Genomic DNA, 15011 nt, shown 5'->3' on the forward strand with positions numbered 1-15011 from the left:
CGGGAACGGAGGACTCGCGCGAACGGCCCGTTCACGTGGGCGACCGGCACCACGTGAGAACCGGCGTCCACATGGTGAGTTCTGCGCTCACGCACGCGAGTTCTACGTTCAGGTACACGAGTTCCACGCTCGAGACCAGACACCTCGCCTGGCCGCCACCGGACTTTGCCGGGCTCCTGACGTCTCACGTAATGAAGGTGGCCTTCACGAGCTGTCAGGCCCGCGGCCGGGGCGAAGGCTTCGGCGGCTCGGCCTTGGCACGGGCCAGGCGGCGGCTGGACGGCAGCGCGGCCACCAGGATCACGCCGACGAGCAGCATCGCCGTTCCGGTCCAGAACAGCGGCACCGCCGAGTAGGCCGCGCTGGTCTGCGCCAGCTTCTTCGGGATCCCCTTGCCCTGGTTGCCACCGGCGGGCGGGGCGGACTTGGACCCGCACTGGACGCCACCCTCCGGCGCGTACGCCCTGGCCACCTGCTCACCCAGCGACAACTGGGCCAGCGAGCTGGGCAGCGAGGCGCCCGCACCGCCGGGCAGCACGTCCTTGAGCGCCTTGGTCGGCAGCACCTGCAGGTCCATCAGCCGCGCCGACGCGCCGAGCTGGTGCCCCTTGAACGGCGTCGTCATCTCCAGCCGCTTCTCGTCGAGCTGCGCGATGCTCAGCCGCAGCACGCCGATGTCCAGCACGAAGCCCTTGGCCTGCTCGGTGACCGGCTTGAGACCGCCCTTCACCAGGTCGGCGAGCCCGCCGAGCACCGGCACGTTCTTCAGCTGGTCACCGGCGGCGCCCAGCTGCGGCAGCAGCCCTTCCAGCGGCAGGCCGATCGGGATGTCCTTGGTCGGGTTGGCGGCGTCCAGCGTGAACATCACCTGGTCGCCGCGCTTCACCCGCAGCACCGGTGCGGTGTACTCGACCTTCGACGTGGCCTTCGACCCGGTCGAGGTGACCTTCAGCGTCGGCTGGCTGACGACGTCGATGGTCAGGCCCAGCGGGGTGTTCTTCAGCAGGTTGACGCTCGCCACCTGCAGGGTCGACGTGGACTCGACGGCCTTGTTCTTCGAGTTCGGCATGTCCACCAGGCGTACGACCGACCGTGCGGACAGTGTGTTGGGCAGGCTGAGCAGCGCGCCGTTGCCGTCCGCGCTGGTCTGCCCGCCGCCGGCGAGCAGCCCGCCCAGTGCGCCGAGCGGGTCCTGCGGGTCGAGGCCGTTCTCCAGCTTCGCCCCGGGCTTGGCGGCGGCCAGGTTGAGGTCCTTGAGCGGGATCGAGCCGAGCGAAGGGATGACGTTGAGCAGCGAAAGGCTCGCCATTTCCGTGTTGGCGTCGGCGATGGTGCCGACGCACGGGCCGAGCGTCTCGCTCCACCGCGCGTGTGCCCGCCCGTTGAGCAGGCCGACGTTGAGCAGCGGGTTCGGTGGTGCGTTGAAGCCGGCGGTCGTCGGCTGCGGGTTGTCCGGCAGGGCGGTCTGCACGACGGAACCGGGCGACTGCGGCGAGTTGCCCGCGACCGAGATGCCGAACGGTGACGACTGCGCGATCGACCGTTCGTAGCTCAGGTACGCCTCGGAGTTGGCCTGCGCGCTGGCCAGGCCCATCCCGGCCTCGAACGCGGCCTGCTTCGGCAGCTTGTCGCCGAGGCCCGGCAGGATGGCGCTGGTCGGTACCGCGTTGGGCAGCAGTCGAAGCACGCCGAGACCGGTGCCGGCCTCGCCGACCGCGTGGCCCAGGGGCTGCGGGTTCGGTGGCGAGGTGATGGGTGCCTGCCCGGGGTTCTTCGGCTCGGGGATCGGCGTGGTCGGGATCTGCTGCGCGAGCGCCGGCCCGGCCGACAACAGCAGCATGGCGGCGACGACGGGGAGTGCCAGCCTGCGTGACCGCATACGCGGAGTCCTCCTGAGCTGCGGGAACCGCGCCGGTGTCGGGACACCGGCGTCCTAAGCCACCTAACGACGGCGGGGCCTCGAAGTGACGGGGAAGGCTACCGGTACACTAGATCCGGTTCGCCGCCTTAGCTCAGTCGGCCAGAGCGATTCACTCGTAATGAATAGGTCGCGGGTTCGATTCCCGCAGGCGGCTCCACCCTCTGACCAGGGGCTCTCCGAATCTCGGAGGGCCCCTGGTCGCTTTCTGTGTAGCCATTCGTGTAGCCGGTCGGCCGTAGACTGGATTCATGACCAGCGCAAACGAGCCGCGGAAGCGGACTCGCGGCGAGATCGTGAAGCTCCCCAGCGGGTCACTCAGGGTGAAGGTCTACGCCGGGATCGATCCGGTCTCGAAGAAGCGGCACTACCTCACCGAGGTCATCCCGAAGGGCCCGAAGGCCGCCGCTCTGGCCGAGAAGGCTCGGACGAAGTTGCTCAACCAGGTCGACGAGCGGCGCAGCTCCCGGACGAGCGCGACCGTCGACCAACTGCTGGACCGGTACCTGGAGCTGCTGAAGGTCGAGGAGACCACCCAGACCGGCTACGAGTCGCTGATCAGGAACCACATCCGCCCGCTACTCGGCAAGCAGCCGCTCGGCCGGCTCAGCGGCGAGACCCTCGATTCGTTCTACAAGCAGCTCGCCACCTGTCGTGTGCACTGCCGCGGACGCAAGTTCGCAGAGCACCGGACGGACAAGCCGCACGAGTGCGACAACCGCTGTGGTGAGCACAAGTGCAAGCCGCTCGCCGTCAGCTCGATCCGGAAGGTTCAGGCGATCCTGTCCGTCGCCGGAAGGCGGGCGGTCCGGTGGGGCTGGATCGGCGTCAACCCGTTCGATCTCTCCGAGCCGCTGCCGGTGCCCCGCCCCGACCCGCAACCGCCGAGCCCGGCCGAGGCGGCGAAGATCGCCAACACGGCGTGGCGGGACCTCGACTGGGGCACGCTCGTCTGGCTCGCCCTGACGACCGGCACTCGCCGCGGCGAGCTGTGCGCGCTCGCATGGGACCGGATCAACTTCGAGACCGGGTGTACTCACGATCCGGTCGAGCATCGCTCAGCGGGGTCGTCGGACGTGGGAGAAGGCCACCAAGACGCACCAGCAGCGCCGGATCACGCTCGACGGTGGCACGGTGGCCGTTCGCCGTATTCAGTCCTTTCAATGTGGATTGCTGCAGCGTAAGGGCTCGAAATTTGGCCGACCAGAACCGGTTTGAGCAGATGGTTGTTTGGGGCATCGATGGGAGGTTGTACGTTCAGTGAATTTCTGCAGCATTTCGCGTATTCTGCTACCTTGCGACTGGTCTTGACTTGGCGTAGTTGGAATCTAGTAAGGTCGGCGAGATGTGCATCGAGGGAGTAATACGTGAAAGTGCTTAAGAAGGTGGCCGTCTTCGATCTGATTGGGCAATTTAATCATGTGGTCGAATTCCCGTCGTCTCACAGCTTTGTCGTACTTCATGGTCCAAATGGTGTTGGTAAAACCAAGCTTCTAGAACTAATCAATGCCACTTTTTCCGGCGAATTTTTTCGGGTGCTGCAAGTTCCATTTACTTCTATTGAATTCAGCTTCGCGGATGGGTATAGGTTATTTGTTTTAAGGTCTGGCGGGCAGCAAATCTTGCCGGGTTTGGACGAGGGTGAAACTCTCGAAGAGCGTGCTCTTGTCTTTAGACTTCGCGACCCGGAGGGTAGCGTGCAGGAGTGGTCGTTCGACAATGAGTCGCTCCAGTATGGAGACCCTCGGGTTAGGCGGGTTTTAGAAAGAGATTTCGGAATCATATACGTTGGAAGAGATCGCTGGCGTTTGAAAACAGGCGAGCTAGTAGAAACGTCCGAACTTCCGATGCCGATGCCGTCTCTCTATCGCAAGAGTTACAAGGGTAGACCTTCTGACGTAATCCCTGAATGGCTCCATTCATTTCTGTCGGAAACACGTGTCCATCTAATTGAAACTCAGCGCTTGCTGCAGCCTTCTAGGCGATCCAATAAAATACCTGATGGCGAAGGTAGACATCGAAAAGACACGGTTTCTGAATTTGCAGAAGATTTAGCGTCGGCTATTGCCTCTGCACTTGCAAGAAATAGCCGAACGTCGCAGAAACTTGATAGGACTTTCCCTCGACGAGTTCTGAGAAAGAACCCACTGCCGTCGAATGTTACCGATGACCTCATACGTGAGAGGTATGAAGAGCAGAGCAGGCTTAGGGAAGAGCTGGAGGCGATATCGATCCTGGATAACCAGGACGATATACCGTTGCCTGAGGGTGGATTGGAAAATTGGGAGAAGAGGGTTCTGTGGGTGTACCTCACTGACTCCGCCGAAAAGCTGGCGACCTTCGAAACCCTCCTAGCGCGTGTTCGTCTCTTGGTGGAAATCGTAAACTCTCGCTTCCTGAATAAAAAGATGGCTGTCGACAGGGAGCGTGGCTTCGTTTTTCGGACGTCTGTCGGACGTGAGATCTCAGCTAAGCAGCTTTCGTCAGGGGAACAGCATGAATTGGTCCTCGTGTACGATCTGCTATTTAATGTCCCATCGAACAGCCTGGTTTTGATCGATGAGCCAGAGATTTCATTGCATATCGCGTGGCAGCAGAAATTCCTTGCTGACATCGAGCGCATCGCGGGATTGGCTGGCCATCGGTTTGTGATTGCTACGCATTCGCCGCAGATTGTGCACAAGTGGTGGGACAGGACGGTTTCTCTGGGTTCCGCAGTAGCTGATGAGGTCGAATGAAAGAACTCATCACTGGCGATGACATATATGCAGCAATCTTAATGTTTAGAACGATCGACAATCGAACAATAGTCTTGCTTGAAGGCCAAGATGATCAGCAGGCTCTCGATATTCATATTGACGAGCATTCTGCCACGTCGATCAACTGCTTCGGAAAGCCGAATGTTTTGCGAGCAGTTGGGGTCGCGGACGAGGTCAAGATGGCTCGAGTCCTTGCGGTTGTTGATAGGGACTGGGACGACAAGCTCGGCGGTCTGAGTTCGTCGCCCAATATTGTTTATACGGAGCACTATGACCTAGACGCCACAATGGCTAGAGTTGACGGAGTTCTAGATCGGGTCGCTCATGCTAACGGATCTAAAGAAGTCATACAGGACGATCTAAGCTTAAGCGCGTATGCCTCAATAAGCGAGGTAGTGATTGCAGCTTCCTCCAAGGTTGGCTTGTTACGATTCCTATCGGTCTCGCGAAATTGGGAACTAAACATGCGCGAGTTTCCAATTGTCGAAGTGCTTGACTATGCGGCAGGAAACTGTGGGGTAGATCCCGTACGCCTAGTTAGCCTTGCGATGCGGAGGTCCAAAGAAGCGACTGCCTTGGAAAATGACGTGCTGGTAGCTTTTGTTGAGGCAGATTTCGAAGAGGTCGACAGGTACTACTATTGTTGTGGACATGACCTGCGAGCAGTACTTGCTGCACTTATCAATAGTCGCTGGGGTGGAAGTGGTTGCGGTAAAAAGTCGATTGGAGTCGGAATAAGAACAGCTCTTAGTTGTGCGGTTCTTATTGCCACTCGACTGTATTCCGACGTTGTTGCGTGGGCAATAGAAAACAAAACCCGAGTGTGGTCGTGCGGTGTTGCGTAGTGTCCAGCCTGAACTTACACTCGTGCCCGGTACTCAAGGATCCAAAAACGAGCCATGTAGCCACCCTGCGGTAGTGTCTTGCGGTTGCTAGTCGTGCACTTGTCGTTGCCGCTTTATCAGTCCGGCGCGTAGCTATCTGTGTTCCGAACTAGAGTTGATCACGGTCGCCAGGCGGTGAGCCCGAAGTCCCATGCCGGGACGATGGTGGCGAACTCACAGACACTCGTAATGAAATAGGTCGCGGGTTCGATTCCCGCAGGCGGCTCGCGGGTCAGGCCCCATCCGGCACTCGCCGGGTGGGGCCTGATTCGTGTGGAAGGATCGGCGAGATGGACGGCCTGGGAGAGGCAGCCTCGCCGGTTTAGCGAGAGCCGCGTTTGAGGTCTTCGTCTGGATCCTGTGTAGGTGGGCGTTGTCCTGGTCTGGCGCAGCCTGGCCGGTGGAGTGCCGGATCGGCGCGCTGGTCCATACGGCTCGTGCTCGCCGCCGTGTTCACCGCCACGGTGGCCCTGCTGGTCCGGTTCCCACTGGTCGCCTGCGCTGTCGCGCTCGGCGGCTGTGGCTTGGCCGTGCTGTTGACGCCGTGGACCGTCGCGCCGTGGCCACTGCCGCAGCAGTTGCTGCTACTGAGGTGGTGATCTCCGTAGCGCTGTGCCGGCGGGCGCTGGGTGGCGTGGGCTGTCTGGGCGGCGACGGGCGGCGTCACCGTTGGGGTGCTGGCCTTGACGACCGGTTCGCCATGCAGCCGTTCACCACCTACGCGGCGTGGTCCGCTCTGCTGGCGATCCTGATCGGGTCCCGCGGCGCCACCCGCTCGCAACTGGAGGTCGCGGCGGCACGCCAGGTACTGTTGGACGAGCGGGCTCGGATCGCGCGGGAGTTGCACGACGTCGTCGCCCATCACGTGTCCACGATCGCCGTCACCGCAGAGACTGCGCCGTACCGGCTGGCGGCCCTGCCCGACGACCACCGCCGTCCTCGCCGGAATCGCCTCCGACGCGTGAGCGGCACTGGCGGACACGCGGACGCTGGTCAGCGCGTTGCGTGCGGACGGCGCGGCGCCGGTCGTCCCACAGCCAGGCTGGGAGGACGTCGAGGACCTCCTCACGCGGCGACGAGCGCGGATCGAGCTCGACGGCCGCCCGCCCGCGGGCACGACGTGCGTCGCGGTGTACCGGATCCTGCAGGAGGCCCTGCGTAACGCCGAACGGCACGCGCCGGGGCAGGCCGTGGACGTCAGCGTTATCCAGCGCACGACACGGTGGAGGTGCGGGTCAGCATCCCCGGTCGAAGGTGCCACCAGCGCGGCAGGAGCCGGGCACGGGATCATCAGTCTGCGGGAACGCGCCGCCGCGGTGGGCGGTCGGTGCGTGGCCGAGGTGGTGGGCGGCACCTGGACCGTCACAGCGGAACTCACCGACAGCCGGAGCCAGTCATGATCAGGACCCTCGTCGTCGACGACCACGCGACGGTATGCGAGGGCTTCGCCGCGTTGCTCGCCGCTCGGCCCAACATCGAGGTGATCGGGCAGGTGACGGGCGGCAGGCCGAGGATCTCGTCCGGAGCCTGAAGCCGGACGTCATCCTGATGGACATCCGGATGCCGCACCGGGACGGCCTCAGCGCGACACGCGAGATCCTGCGTGACACGCCCGCCACCCGGGTGGTGGTCATGACGACCTTCGACCTCGACGAGTACATCGTCGACGCGCTGCGCGCCAGCGCCAGCGGGTTTCTCCTCAAGAACAGCATGGCGAATCAGCTCGTCGATGCGGTGCGGGTCGTGGCAGCCGGGGACAGTCTACTCACTCCCTCGGTCACCCGCCGAGTCGTCGCGGAGCTGCTCTCCCGGCTACTGGCGGCAGGCACCCGTAGCCGCACAGTGCTCGACGAGCTGACGGAGCGGGAGATCGAGGTCGTCCGGCTCGTCGCACGTGGACTGTCCAATCAGGAGATAGCGCAGACGCTCCACATCAGCGTGTACACCGTGAAGTCGCACATCAGCAGGACGTTCACCAAGCTCGGTCTGCGTGATCGTGCGCAGGACGTCGTGCTTGCCTACGAGACCGGGCTTGTCGTTCCGGGAGCGACGGTTAGTTCCACGGAACTAGGGCGAGCCGGCTCTCCGGACCGACGCCGGCTGTGGCCGGCGTCCATAGCGTGGCGGCATGCCTTACGCCGACCTCGATGTCGCAACCCTGAGCGAGCTGTATTCCGTCCTATGCGGACGGTCTCCGTGCGGTGCTGGCCGAGCAAGGGGCCCTGCTGGCCGAGCGCTCGCCTCAGATTAAGCCGAAACTCGACGACATCGAAGCCGAACTCACCTACCTGCTCGTCCGGCAGATCCGGCCGAGTCAGGTCGTCGAGATCGGCTCGTTCCACGGCTGGTCGACCACGTGGATCCTGCGTGCGCTGCCGGACAACGGCGCGCGCGGGCAAGCTGATCACGATCGACCTCATCGACAACGCCATCGCCCACGTGCCCGCCACGCTGGGGCAGGACCGCTGGGAGTGCCGCCAGGGCGATGTCCGCGGACTGGACCTGTCCTGGATCGACGACACCGGCTACCTGTTCGTCGACGTGGCACACAGCGCGACGTTCGCGCGCTGGTATCTCCACTTCCTCCTGCCACTCGGTACCCCGGTCAGCGTCCGCGACGCGTTCCACCGCACGCGACTGCTCCCGCTCGCCGAGGGCAGGGAGGTGCTGCGCTGGCTCGCCGCCCAGCGGATCCGGTACTTCACGGCGGCGCCCGCTGCGGCTCCCGACGTCTACTGGCGACTCCGGGCCGTCAGCTCGGAACTCGGCCTCGAGCTCCCGATCCACCAGGGCGGGCGCAATCCGATGCTCTACTTCCGCACGCCCACGCTCGGCCTGTTAGTCAGACAGGGCGCAGGACGTAGCCCGCGTAGCGGTAGTCGTCGCCGTGCCTGCGCCGCATGTCGATCTCCACCCTGCTGGCCGCGACGGCCTCGGCCAGGGCGGGGTCGGCGGTCTCCAGACGCTGCTCGAGCGGGCCGTAGTACTCGTCGAACCAGTCGGAGTCCGGCATCGGCAGGACGGCGGCCACCTCGTAACCCGCCTTCCGCGCGGCGGCCGCGTTGGCTTCCGGGGTACGCAGCGGGTAGTGCTGGTCCCAGAAGGCGCGGGCCTCGGGAGCGGGCTCGGGCGTCGTCCACTCGCATTCGGTGACGACCAGCGTTCCGCCGGGAGCGAGCAGCCTGCGCCACTGCCGCAGCGCGTTGTCGAAGCCGAGGATGTACACCGACGACTCCGCCCAGAGCAGGTCGAAGCTGCCGTCGGCGTAGGGCAGGTCGGCCATGGAAGCCTTCACCGCGGTCACGGCGAGCCCCCGGCGTCGCGCGCGCTCGATCAGCTCGTCGAGGAACGGCTGGTGCAGGTCGACGGCCGTGACCTCGCACCCGGCCTCGGCCAGCAGCAACGCCGACCGGCCGGGGCCGCAGCCGAGGTCGAGGACACGCGGCCGTTCGGGCAACGGGCCTGCCAGTTCCAGCAGCCTGCGCGTGGTGGCGTCGGAACCGGGTGCCTGCCGGGGCAGACCGTCGTGCAGTGCGAAGAAGGCGTCGCTCATGGCGCCGAAGAATGCCTGAATCAGGCAGGCCGGGCGAACCGATATACGAAATGCCTTCGGTCGTCGATCGGGTTGTCCGGGGTCATCTCCGCCTCGGCGATGCGGGTGCCGCCCGCCTTCTCCAGCGCGCGCCAGGACGGGCGGTTCGCGGCCGACACGGCGACGAGCACCTCGCCGCAGCCGGGGTGATCGGTCCAGGTGCTGGCGACGACCTCGCGGATGATCCGGGGACCGAGGCCCTGGCCCACCCGGTCCGGGTCGCCGATGAGGTAGTCGATGATCATCGCGCCGTCCGAGACCGGGACGGCGGCGGCGAACTCGGCCAGGTCCTCCGCGTAGTCGTTGAGGCGGCAGCGCTGGACGAGCCCGACCGGCACTCCGTCGCAGGACACGAGCAGGTCCTCGTTCGGCTCCTCGCCGCGGATCGTCGGGCTGAAGTCGCGGGCCACCGCCTCCGGGGTGGTCTCGTGGTTCCACCACCGCTTCACGTGCTCGTTCTCCAGCCACTCGCCGAGCAGGCCGAAGTCGGCTTCCTCCAGGTTGCGCCAGGTGATCATCGAATCCCCCTCTTCCTCCGGTAGTACCTCGCCTGCCGTCCGCGCTGGCCGCAGCCGGGGTAACAGAACCGCCTGCGGGCGTGCCCGCGGACGAACAACATCGCGCACCCGGGCCCCTCGCAGCGCCGCAGCTCGCTGCCGCCGAGCAGCTCGACGGCCTCGGCGGCGATCCGGCCGAGCGAGGCGTCTTCTGCCTGCGAAAGACGGCGCGCGGTCCGCCGCCCGGCTCGCCAGTCCAGCCGGACGACCGTCGGCGCGGTGGCGGCCAGCCGGTTCAGCTCGTCGACGTCGGCCTGATCAGGCTCCCGTCCGGTCGCGGCGGCGTCGAACAGCCGGTGCACGCGGTCCCGCAGGTCCCGCGCGTCGCCTGCGGGCGCGGGGTGACCGATCTCGGCAAACCAGTCGCCGCCGAGGAAGTCGATTACCTCGGTGCCGTCCCGGTACAGCGTGTTGGCCAGCTCGACGGCGAACGGCTCAGTGCCGAGGATCGGGAACTCCGTCACATGCTGACGGTAACATGTCCAACTATCCGTCAGTCAGTTCTACGGGTAATTCAGCGGCATTTGATGCGTAGCGTTACGGATTGATCCCGGTCGGCTTTCACCGACAGGGTGGGAGGACTGTCGAGAACTCCCGAAGCCGAGGAGAACAAGATGCGCAGGAAACGCCTGCTCGCGGCCGCGATCGCCGCCGTGGCGCTGGTGTCGACCGCCGTCGCGGCGGGCAGCACGGCGACCGCCGCGCCCAGCGCGGCGCAGCAGTCGACGGTGGTCGATCTCTACGAGGTGCTTGGTACCGGTACCCCGCAGCTACGCACCAAGGTCGCCTCGTCGGGCGTCGACGTGGTCACGGCCAGGGAGACGACCACGATCATGGCCACCGCCGGCCAGGTCGGGGCACTGCGGGCGCAGGGCTTCGAGGTCCGCTTCCTCGGCGGGTACGCGCAGGACCGCAACGCCCCGGCGGAGCCGAGGGCGGCCGCCGCGGACTTCCCGCCCGGCGACGAGGGCTACCACACCTACGCCGAGGTGACCTCCGAGGTGCAGCAGACCGCGCGGGACCACGCGTCGATCGCACGGCTGTCCAGCATCGGCAACTCCCACGAGGGCCGGGCGCTGCACGCGGTGAAGATCAGCGACAACGCGGCGACCGACGAGAACGAGCCCGAGGTGCTGTTCACCTGCAACCAGCACGCGCGTGAGCACCTGACCACCGAGATGTGCCTGCGGATCATCAAGCGCTTCACCGACGGCTACGGCAGTGACACCAACATCACGAACATGGTCAACAGCAAGGAGATCTGGGTCATCCCGTCGGTGAACCCGGACGGCTCCGAGTACGACATCGCCAGTGGCCGGTACCGGATGTGGCGCAAGAACCGGCAGGGTCCGGGCACCGATCTGAACCGCAACTGGGAGTACAAGTGGGGCTGCTGCGGCGGTTCCAGCGGCAACACCGGCAGCGAGACCTACCGCGGGCCGTCGCCGTTCTCCGCGCCGGAGACCAGGGCCGTGTCGAACTTCGTGAATTCGCGCCGGGTCGGTGGTGCGCAGCAGATCAAGACGCACATCGACTTCCACACCTACTCGGAGCTGGTGCTGTGGCCGTACGGATACACCTACAACGACACCGCACCGGGGATGACCGCCGCCGAGGCGCAGCGGTTCCAGCAGGTCGGCAGGCAGATGGCGGCGACGAACAACTACACGCCGCAGCAGTCGAGCGACCTCTACATCACCGACGGTTCGGTCAACGACTGGATGTGGTTCAACCACAAGATCCTGAGCTACACGTTCGAGATGTACCCGCGTGGCTCGAACCCGGGTTTCTACCCGCCCGATGAGGCGATCCCGGCGCAGACCGCGCGCAACGACCGTGCCGTCGACATCCTGATCGGCGCCGCCGGCTGACACCATCCGTAAAGGGGGCCCACACGGCACGAGACGCCGTGAGGGCCCCCTTCACGGCGTCTAGGGTGACCCCATGCCGATGTTCTCCTTCGAGGGTGCCCGTCCGCAGGTGCACCCGGACGCCTGGATCGCCCCCACCGCGACGCTGATCGGCGACGTGACCGTCGAGGCGGGCGCGTCCGTCTGGTACGGCGCCGTGCTGCGGGCCGACTTCGGCCGCATCATCGTGCGCGAGGGCGCGAACATCCAGGACAACGCCGTCCTGCACGTCAACGCCGGCCGGGTGTGCGAGGTCGGCCGCAACGTCACCGTCGGCCACATGTGCCTGGTGCACGACTGCACGGTCGAGGAGCAGGCCCTGATCGGCAACGGCTCGACCATCCTCGACGAGGCGGTGATCGGCACCCGGTCGCTGGTGGCCGCCGGGTCGACGGTAACGCCCAAGACCGAGGTGCCGCCGGAGGTCGTCGCGATGGGCAGCCCGGCGAAGAAGTTCGTCCCGCTGTCGGACACCGCCCGGCTCTGGGTCGAGCACAACGCGGCCGTCTACCAGGAGCTGGCCCGGCGGCACGCCGCGGGCATTGAGCCGATCGAGGATTGACCTTCCAGTAACTGGAGACCATAGCGTCCCTGCTCGTTCCAAGGAGATCGAGCAAGGGGGACGCCATGCCACCCAAGGTCAAGAAACTCACGTTCCAGGTGACGCTGGAGCTGCCCGCCGGCGAGGCGCCGGTGGTCGACCTCGGCAAGATGCTGGGGCAGACCGGGGTGAACCTGGTCGAGGTCAAGAAGGCCTACGACGCCGCCACCGCCGCGCAACGCGGCGACATCGTGCCCGTGGTCGTGTCGGTGTTCGAGGACCGGTCGTTCGACCTGCGGCTGAAGACGCCGCCGACGGCGTTCCTGATCCGCAAGGCACTGGGCGGCAAGGGCTCCGGCAGGCCGGGGCACGAGAGCGCGGGCACGATCACCGAGGAGCAGCTGCGCGCGATCGCCGAGCGCAAGCTGCCCGACCTCAACACCGGCGACGTCGAGGCGGCCATGCGCACGATCGCCGGGACCGCGCGCTCGATGGGGGTGCGGGTCGAGGGCTGATGGCGCGCAAGTACGCGGTCAGCCCGCCGTTCCGCGCGCTCGACCCCGCGCTGGCGACGGCCGAGCGCCTGCTCGCGGACGGCCACCCGGGGCTGACCTGGGTGGCCGTCCCGCTGCCCGACGGTGCCGCGGCGACGGCCCGGCTCAACGTGATCCTCGCGGCGGCCGGGGCCCGGCCCCGGCTGGTCGCCACACCGACGGGCTGGCGGGTCGAGCACGTCGGCAACCGGCCCGAGGTCGGTGACCTGGTCGTCGCGGCGTGTGCGCTGGCCGAGCTGGTCGCGGTCGGCGGCTGGCAGCGGGTCAAGCACTGCGAGACCTGCGGGCAGGTGTTCTGTGACCGGACCAACGCCTGTACGCGTCGATGGTGTGCCCGGCATCGCTAGGCTGTGGGGCCATGACGCACCAGCCCGCGATTCCGACCCTGACCGCCGCAGACCCGGAGATCGCCGGGCTGATCGAGGACGAGGCCCGCCGTCAGCACGACAAGATCCGGCTCATCGCGTCGGAGAACTACGTCTCGGCCGCCGTGCTGGAGGCCACCGGCACCGTCCTGACCAACAAGTACTCCGAGGGCTACGCGGGCAGGCGGTACTACGAGGGCCAGCAGCTCATCGACCAGGTCGAGACGCTGGCCATCGAGCGCGCCAAGTCGCTGTTCGGCGCCGACCACGCCAACGTCCAGCCGTACTCCGGCTCGCCGGCCAACCTGGCCGCCTACCTCGCGTTCGCCCAGCCCGGAGACACCGTCCTCGGCATGGCACTGCCCGACGGCGGCCACCTGACCCACGGCTGGGGCGTCTCGGCGACCGGCAAGTGGTTCACCCCGGTGCGGTACGGCGTGCGCAAGGAGACCGGCCGCGTCGACCTCGACCAGGTCCGTGACCTGGCCCGCCAGCACCGGCCGAAGCTGATCTTCGCGGGCGGCACGGCGATCCCGCGCACGATCGACTTCCCGGCGTTCGCCGAGATCGCCCGCGAGGTCGACGCCGTGCTGGTCGCCGACATCGCGCACATCGCCGGGCTGGTCGCCGGCGGGGCCCACCCGTCGCCGGTCGGGCACGCGCAGGTGATCACCACGACCACGCACAAGACGCTGCGGGGCCCGCGGGGCGCGATGATCCTGTCCGACGCCGAGCACGCGAAGGCCGTCGACAAGGCGGTGTTCCCCGGGCTGCAGGGCGGCCCGCACAACCACACCACCGCGGCCATCGCCGTCGCGCTCGGCGAGGCGGCGAAGCCGGAGTTCCGCGACTACGCAGCGGCTGTCGTGGCCAACGCCAAGGCGCTGGCCGAGGCACTGATCGAGCGTGGCTTCGACCTGGTGTCCGGCGGCACCGACAACCACCTGCTGCTGGTCGACCTGACCAGCAAGAACGTCCCGGGCAAGCCTGCCGCGCAGGCACTGGACCGCGCCGGGATCGAGCTGAACTACAACACGGTGCCGTTCGACCCGCGCAAGCCGTTTGACCCGTCCGGCATCCGCCTCGGCACGGGCGCGATCACCACCCGCGGCCTGACGCCGGAACACCAGCCGCGGATCGCCGAGTGGATCGACCGGACGGTCACCGCCGTGCGCGGCGAGGACGAGGCGGCGCTGGACGTCATCGCGGGCGAGGTGCGGGACCTGCTCCAGGCCTACCCCATCCCCGGCTACCGGCCCTGACAGCACGTGAAGGCCACCTTCGCCGAAGGTGGCCTTCACGCGGCTGAAGGTTAGTGCGCCTCGCCGCCCTCGGCCTCGAGCTTGGCCAGGCGGTCCTTCTCCCGCTCGAACGAGCGCTCGATCTCGTTCTCCGCCTCGGTACGGCCTGCCCACGTCGAGCCCTCGACGCTCTTGGCGGGCTCCAGGTCCTTGTACACCTCGAAGAAGTGCTGGATCTCCAGCTTGTGGAACTCGTTGAGGTGGTGGATGTCGCGCAGGTGCTCCAGGCGCGGGTCGTTCGACGGGACGGCGAGGACCTTGTCGTCCGGGCCCTTCTCGTCGGTCATCCGGAACATGCCGATCGCGCGGCAGCGGATCAGGCAGCCGGGGAAGGTCGGCTCCTGCACCAGCACGAGGACGTCCAGCGGGTCGCCGTCCTGGCCCAGCGTGTCGTCGATGAAGCCGTAGTCAGCCGGGTACTGCGTCGCCGTGAACAGGGTGCGATCCAGCTTGATCCGCCCCGTCTTGTGGTCGACCTCGTACTTGTTGCGCTCCCCTTTGGGGATCTCGATCGTGACGTCGAACTCCACGCCGTCCTCGCTCACCTGTTCTTTGACTTGACATCACTAGTGTGGACCACGCGCCCGGGGGGAGGCGCAATGGACGGGTCCAGGTGTGAGATGTGCCCCG

Annotated in this window: 15 protein-coding genes, 1 tRNA gene and 2 pseudogenes; 13 read left to right on the forward strand and 5 right to left on the reverse strand. The window is 66.3% G+C overall.

Annotated features, from left to right (window positions below; translation table 11 throughout):
- Positions 1-214 precede the first annotated feature (214 nt).
- On the reverse strand, positions 215-1879 hold the full coding sequence (locus EWH70_RS21870; protein WP_205669205.1) for a hypothetical protein: 1665 nt from the start codon (positions 1877-1879) through the stop codon (positions 215-217).
- Positions 1880-2001: 122 nt separating this feature from the next.
- Between EWH70_RS21870 and EWH70_RS21875 the strand changes: the two genes are divergently transcribed.
- The 8 genes and pseudogenes from EWH70_RS21875 to EWH70_RS21900 all read left to right on the forward strand — a co-directional run.
- Positions 2002-2078, forward strand: a tRNA-Thr gene (locus tag EWH70_RS21875).
- A 163-nt stretch (positions 2079-2241) separates the two neighbouring features.
- Positions 2242-3102 (forward strand): tyrosine-type recombinase/integrase, encoded by an 861-nt coding sequence (locus EWH70_RS21880; RefSeq protein WP_205669206.1) that lies wholly within the window; start codon positions 2242-2244, stop codon positions 3100-3102.
- Between the two features lie 183 nt (positions 3103-3285).
- Positions 3286-4656: an AAA family ATPase gene (locus EWH70_RS21885; protein WP_130477354.1), complete on the forward strand. Its 1371-nt coding sequence runs from the start codon at positions 3286-3288 to the stop codon at positions 4654-4656.
- A complete protein-coding gene (locus EWH70_RS21890) occupies positions 4653-5522 on the forward strand; it encodes a DUF4435 domain-containing protein (RefSeq protein WP_130477355.1) in 870 nt (289 codons plus the stop codon). The genes EWH70_RS21885 and EWH70_RS21890 overlap by 4 nt, the downstream gene beginning before the upstream one ends.
- Positions 5523-5998: 476 nt before the next feature.
- Positions 5999-6160 (forward strand): hypothetical protein, encoded by a 162-nt coding sequence (locus EWH70_RS35545; protein WP_165436359.1) that lies wholly within the window; start codon positions 5999-6001, stop codon positions 6158-6160.
- Positions 6161-6261: 101 nt separating this feature from the next.
- Positions 6262-6516: pseudogene (locus EWH70_RS36715) on the forward strand (histidine kinase); the annotation flags it as partial.
- Positions 6517-6562: 46 nt separating this feature from the next.
- Positions 6563-6961, forward strand: coding sequence for an ATP-binding protein (locus tag EWH70_RS36260; protein WP_240687140.1), 399 nt, complete (start codon positions 6563-6565; stop codon positions 6959-6961).
- 34 nt (positions 6962-6995) lie between these two features.
- Positions 6996-7520, forward strand: a pseudogene (locus EWH70_RS21900) (response regulator transcription factor); the annotation flags it as partial.
- 883 nt (positions 7521-8403) lie between these two features.
- Here the strand turns inward: EWH70_RS21900 and EWH70_RS21905 are convergent.
- Genes EWH70_RS21905 through EWH70_RS21915 form a run of 3 tightly spaced genes read right to left on the reverse strand, consistent with a single transcriptional unit; the run spans position 8404 to position 10174 of the window.
- Positions 8404-9114 carry a class I SAM-dependent methyltransferase gene (locus EWH70_RS21905; RefSeq protein WP_130477357.1) on the reverse strand — a complete coding sequence of 237 codons (711 nt, stop codon included), beginning with the start codon at positions 9112-9114 and terminating at the stop codon, positions 8404-8406.
- A 20-nt stretch (positions 9115-9134) separates the two neighbouring features.
- Complete coding sequence (locus tag EWH70_RS21910; RefSeq protein WP_130477358.1) at positions 9135-9671, reverse strand: GNAT family N-acetyltransferase; 537 nt, start codon at positions 9669-9671, stop codon at positions 9135-9137.
- On the reverse strand, positions 9668-10174 hold the full coding sequence (locus tag EWH70_RS21915; RefSeq protein WP_130477359.1) for a CGNR zinc finger domain-containing protein: 507 nt from the start codon (positions 10172-10174) through the stop codon (positions 9668-9670). Before EWH70_RS21915 ends, EWH70_RS21910 begins: the two co-directional genes overlap by 4 nt.
- A gap of 150 nt (positions 10175-10324) precedes the next feature.
- On the opposite strand from EWH70_RS21915, the gene EWH70_RS21920 reads away from it, so the two are divergent.
- The 5 genes from EWH70_RS21920 (at position 10325) to EWH70_RS21940 (ending at position 14342) form a co-directional block, all read left to right on the forward strand.
- On the forward strand, positions 10325-11581 hold the full coding sequence (locus tag EWH70_RS21920; protein ID WP_130477360.1) for a M14 family metallopeptidase: 1257 nt from the start codon (positions 10325-10327) through the stop codon (positions 11579-11581).
- A gap of 73 nt (positions 11582-11654) precedes the next feature.
- On the forward strand, positions 11655-12182 hold the full coding sequence (locus tag EWH70_RS21925; RefSeq protein WP_130477361.1) for a gamma carbonic anhydrase family protein: 528 nt from the start codon (positions 11655-11657) through the stop codon (positions 12180-12182).
- Between the two features lie 65 nt (positions 12183-12247).
- Positions 12248-12676, forward strand: a complete 429-nt coding sequence (locus tag EWH70_RS21930) for an uL11 family ribosomal protein (RefSeq protein ID WP_130477362.1) — start codon at positions 12248-12250, stop codon at positions 12674-12676.
- Positions 12676-13062: a CGNR zinc finger domain-containing protein gene (locus tag EWH70_RS21935; RefSeq protein ID WP_130477363.1), complete on the forward strand. Its 387-nt coding sequence runs from the start codon at positions 12676-12678 to the stop codon at positions 13060-13062. Before EWH70_RS21930 ends, EWH70_RS21935 begins: the two co-directional genes overlap by 1 nt.
- A gap of 11 nt (positions 13063-13073) precedes the next feature.
- The gene (locus EWH70_RS21940) at positions 13074-14342 is read left to right on the forward strand and encodes a serine hydroxymethyltransferase (RefSeq protein ID WP_130477364.1); all 1269 of its coding nucleotides are present in this window, start codon (positions 13074-13076) and stop codon (positions 14340-14342) included.
- Positions 14343-14392: 50 nt separating this feature from the next.
- On the opposite strand, the gene EWH70_RS21945 is transcribed toward EWH70_RS21940, so the two are convergent.
- On the reverse strand, positions 14393-14911 hold the full coding sequence (locus EWH70_RS21945) for an inorganic diphosphatase (RefSeq protein ID WP_130477595.1): 519 nt from the start codon (positions 14909-14911) through the stop codon (positions 14393-14395).
- Between the last annotated feature and the right edge of the window lie 100 nt (positions 14912-15011).

Source organism: Amycolatopsis suaedae, assembly GCF_004214935.1.
Lineage (GTDB): Bacteria > Actinomycetota > Actinomycetes > Mycobacteriales > Pseudonocardiaceae > Amycolatopsis > Amycolatopsis suaedae.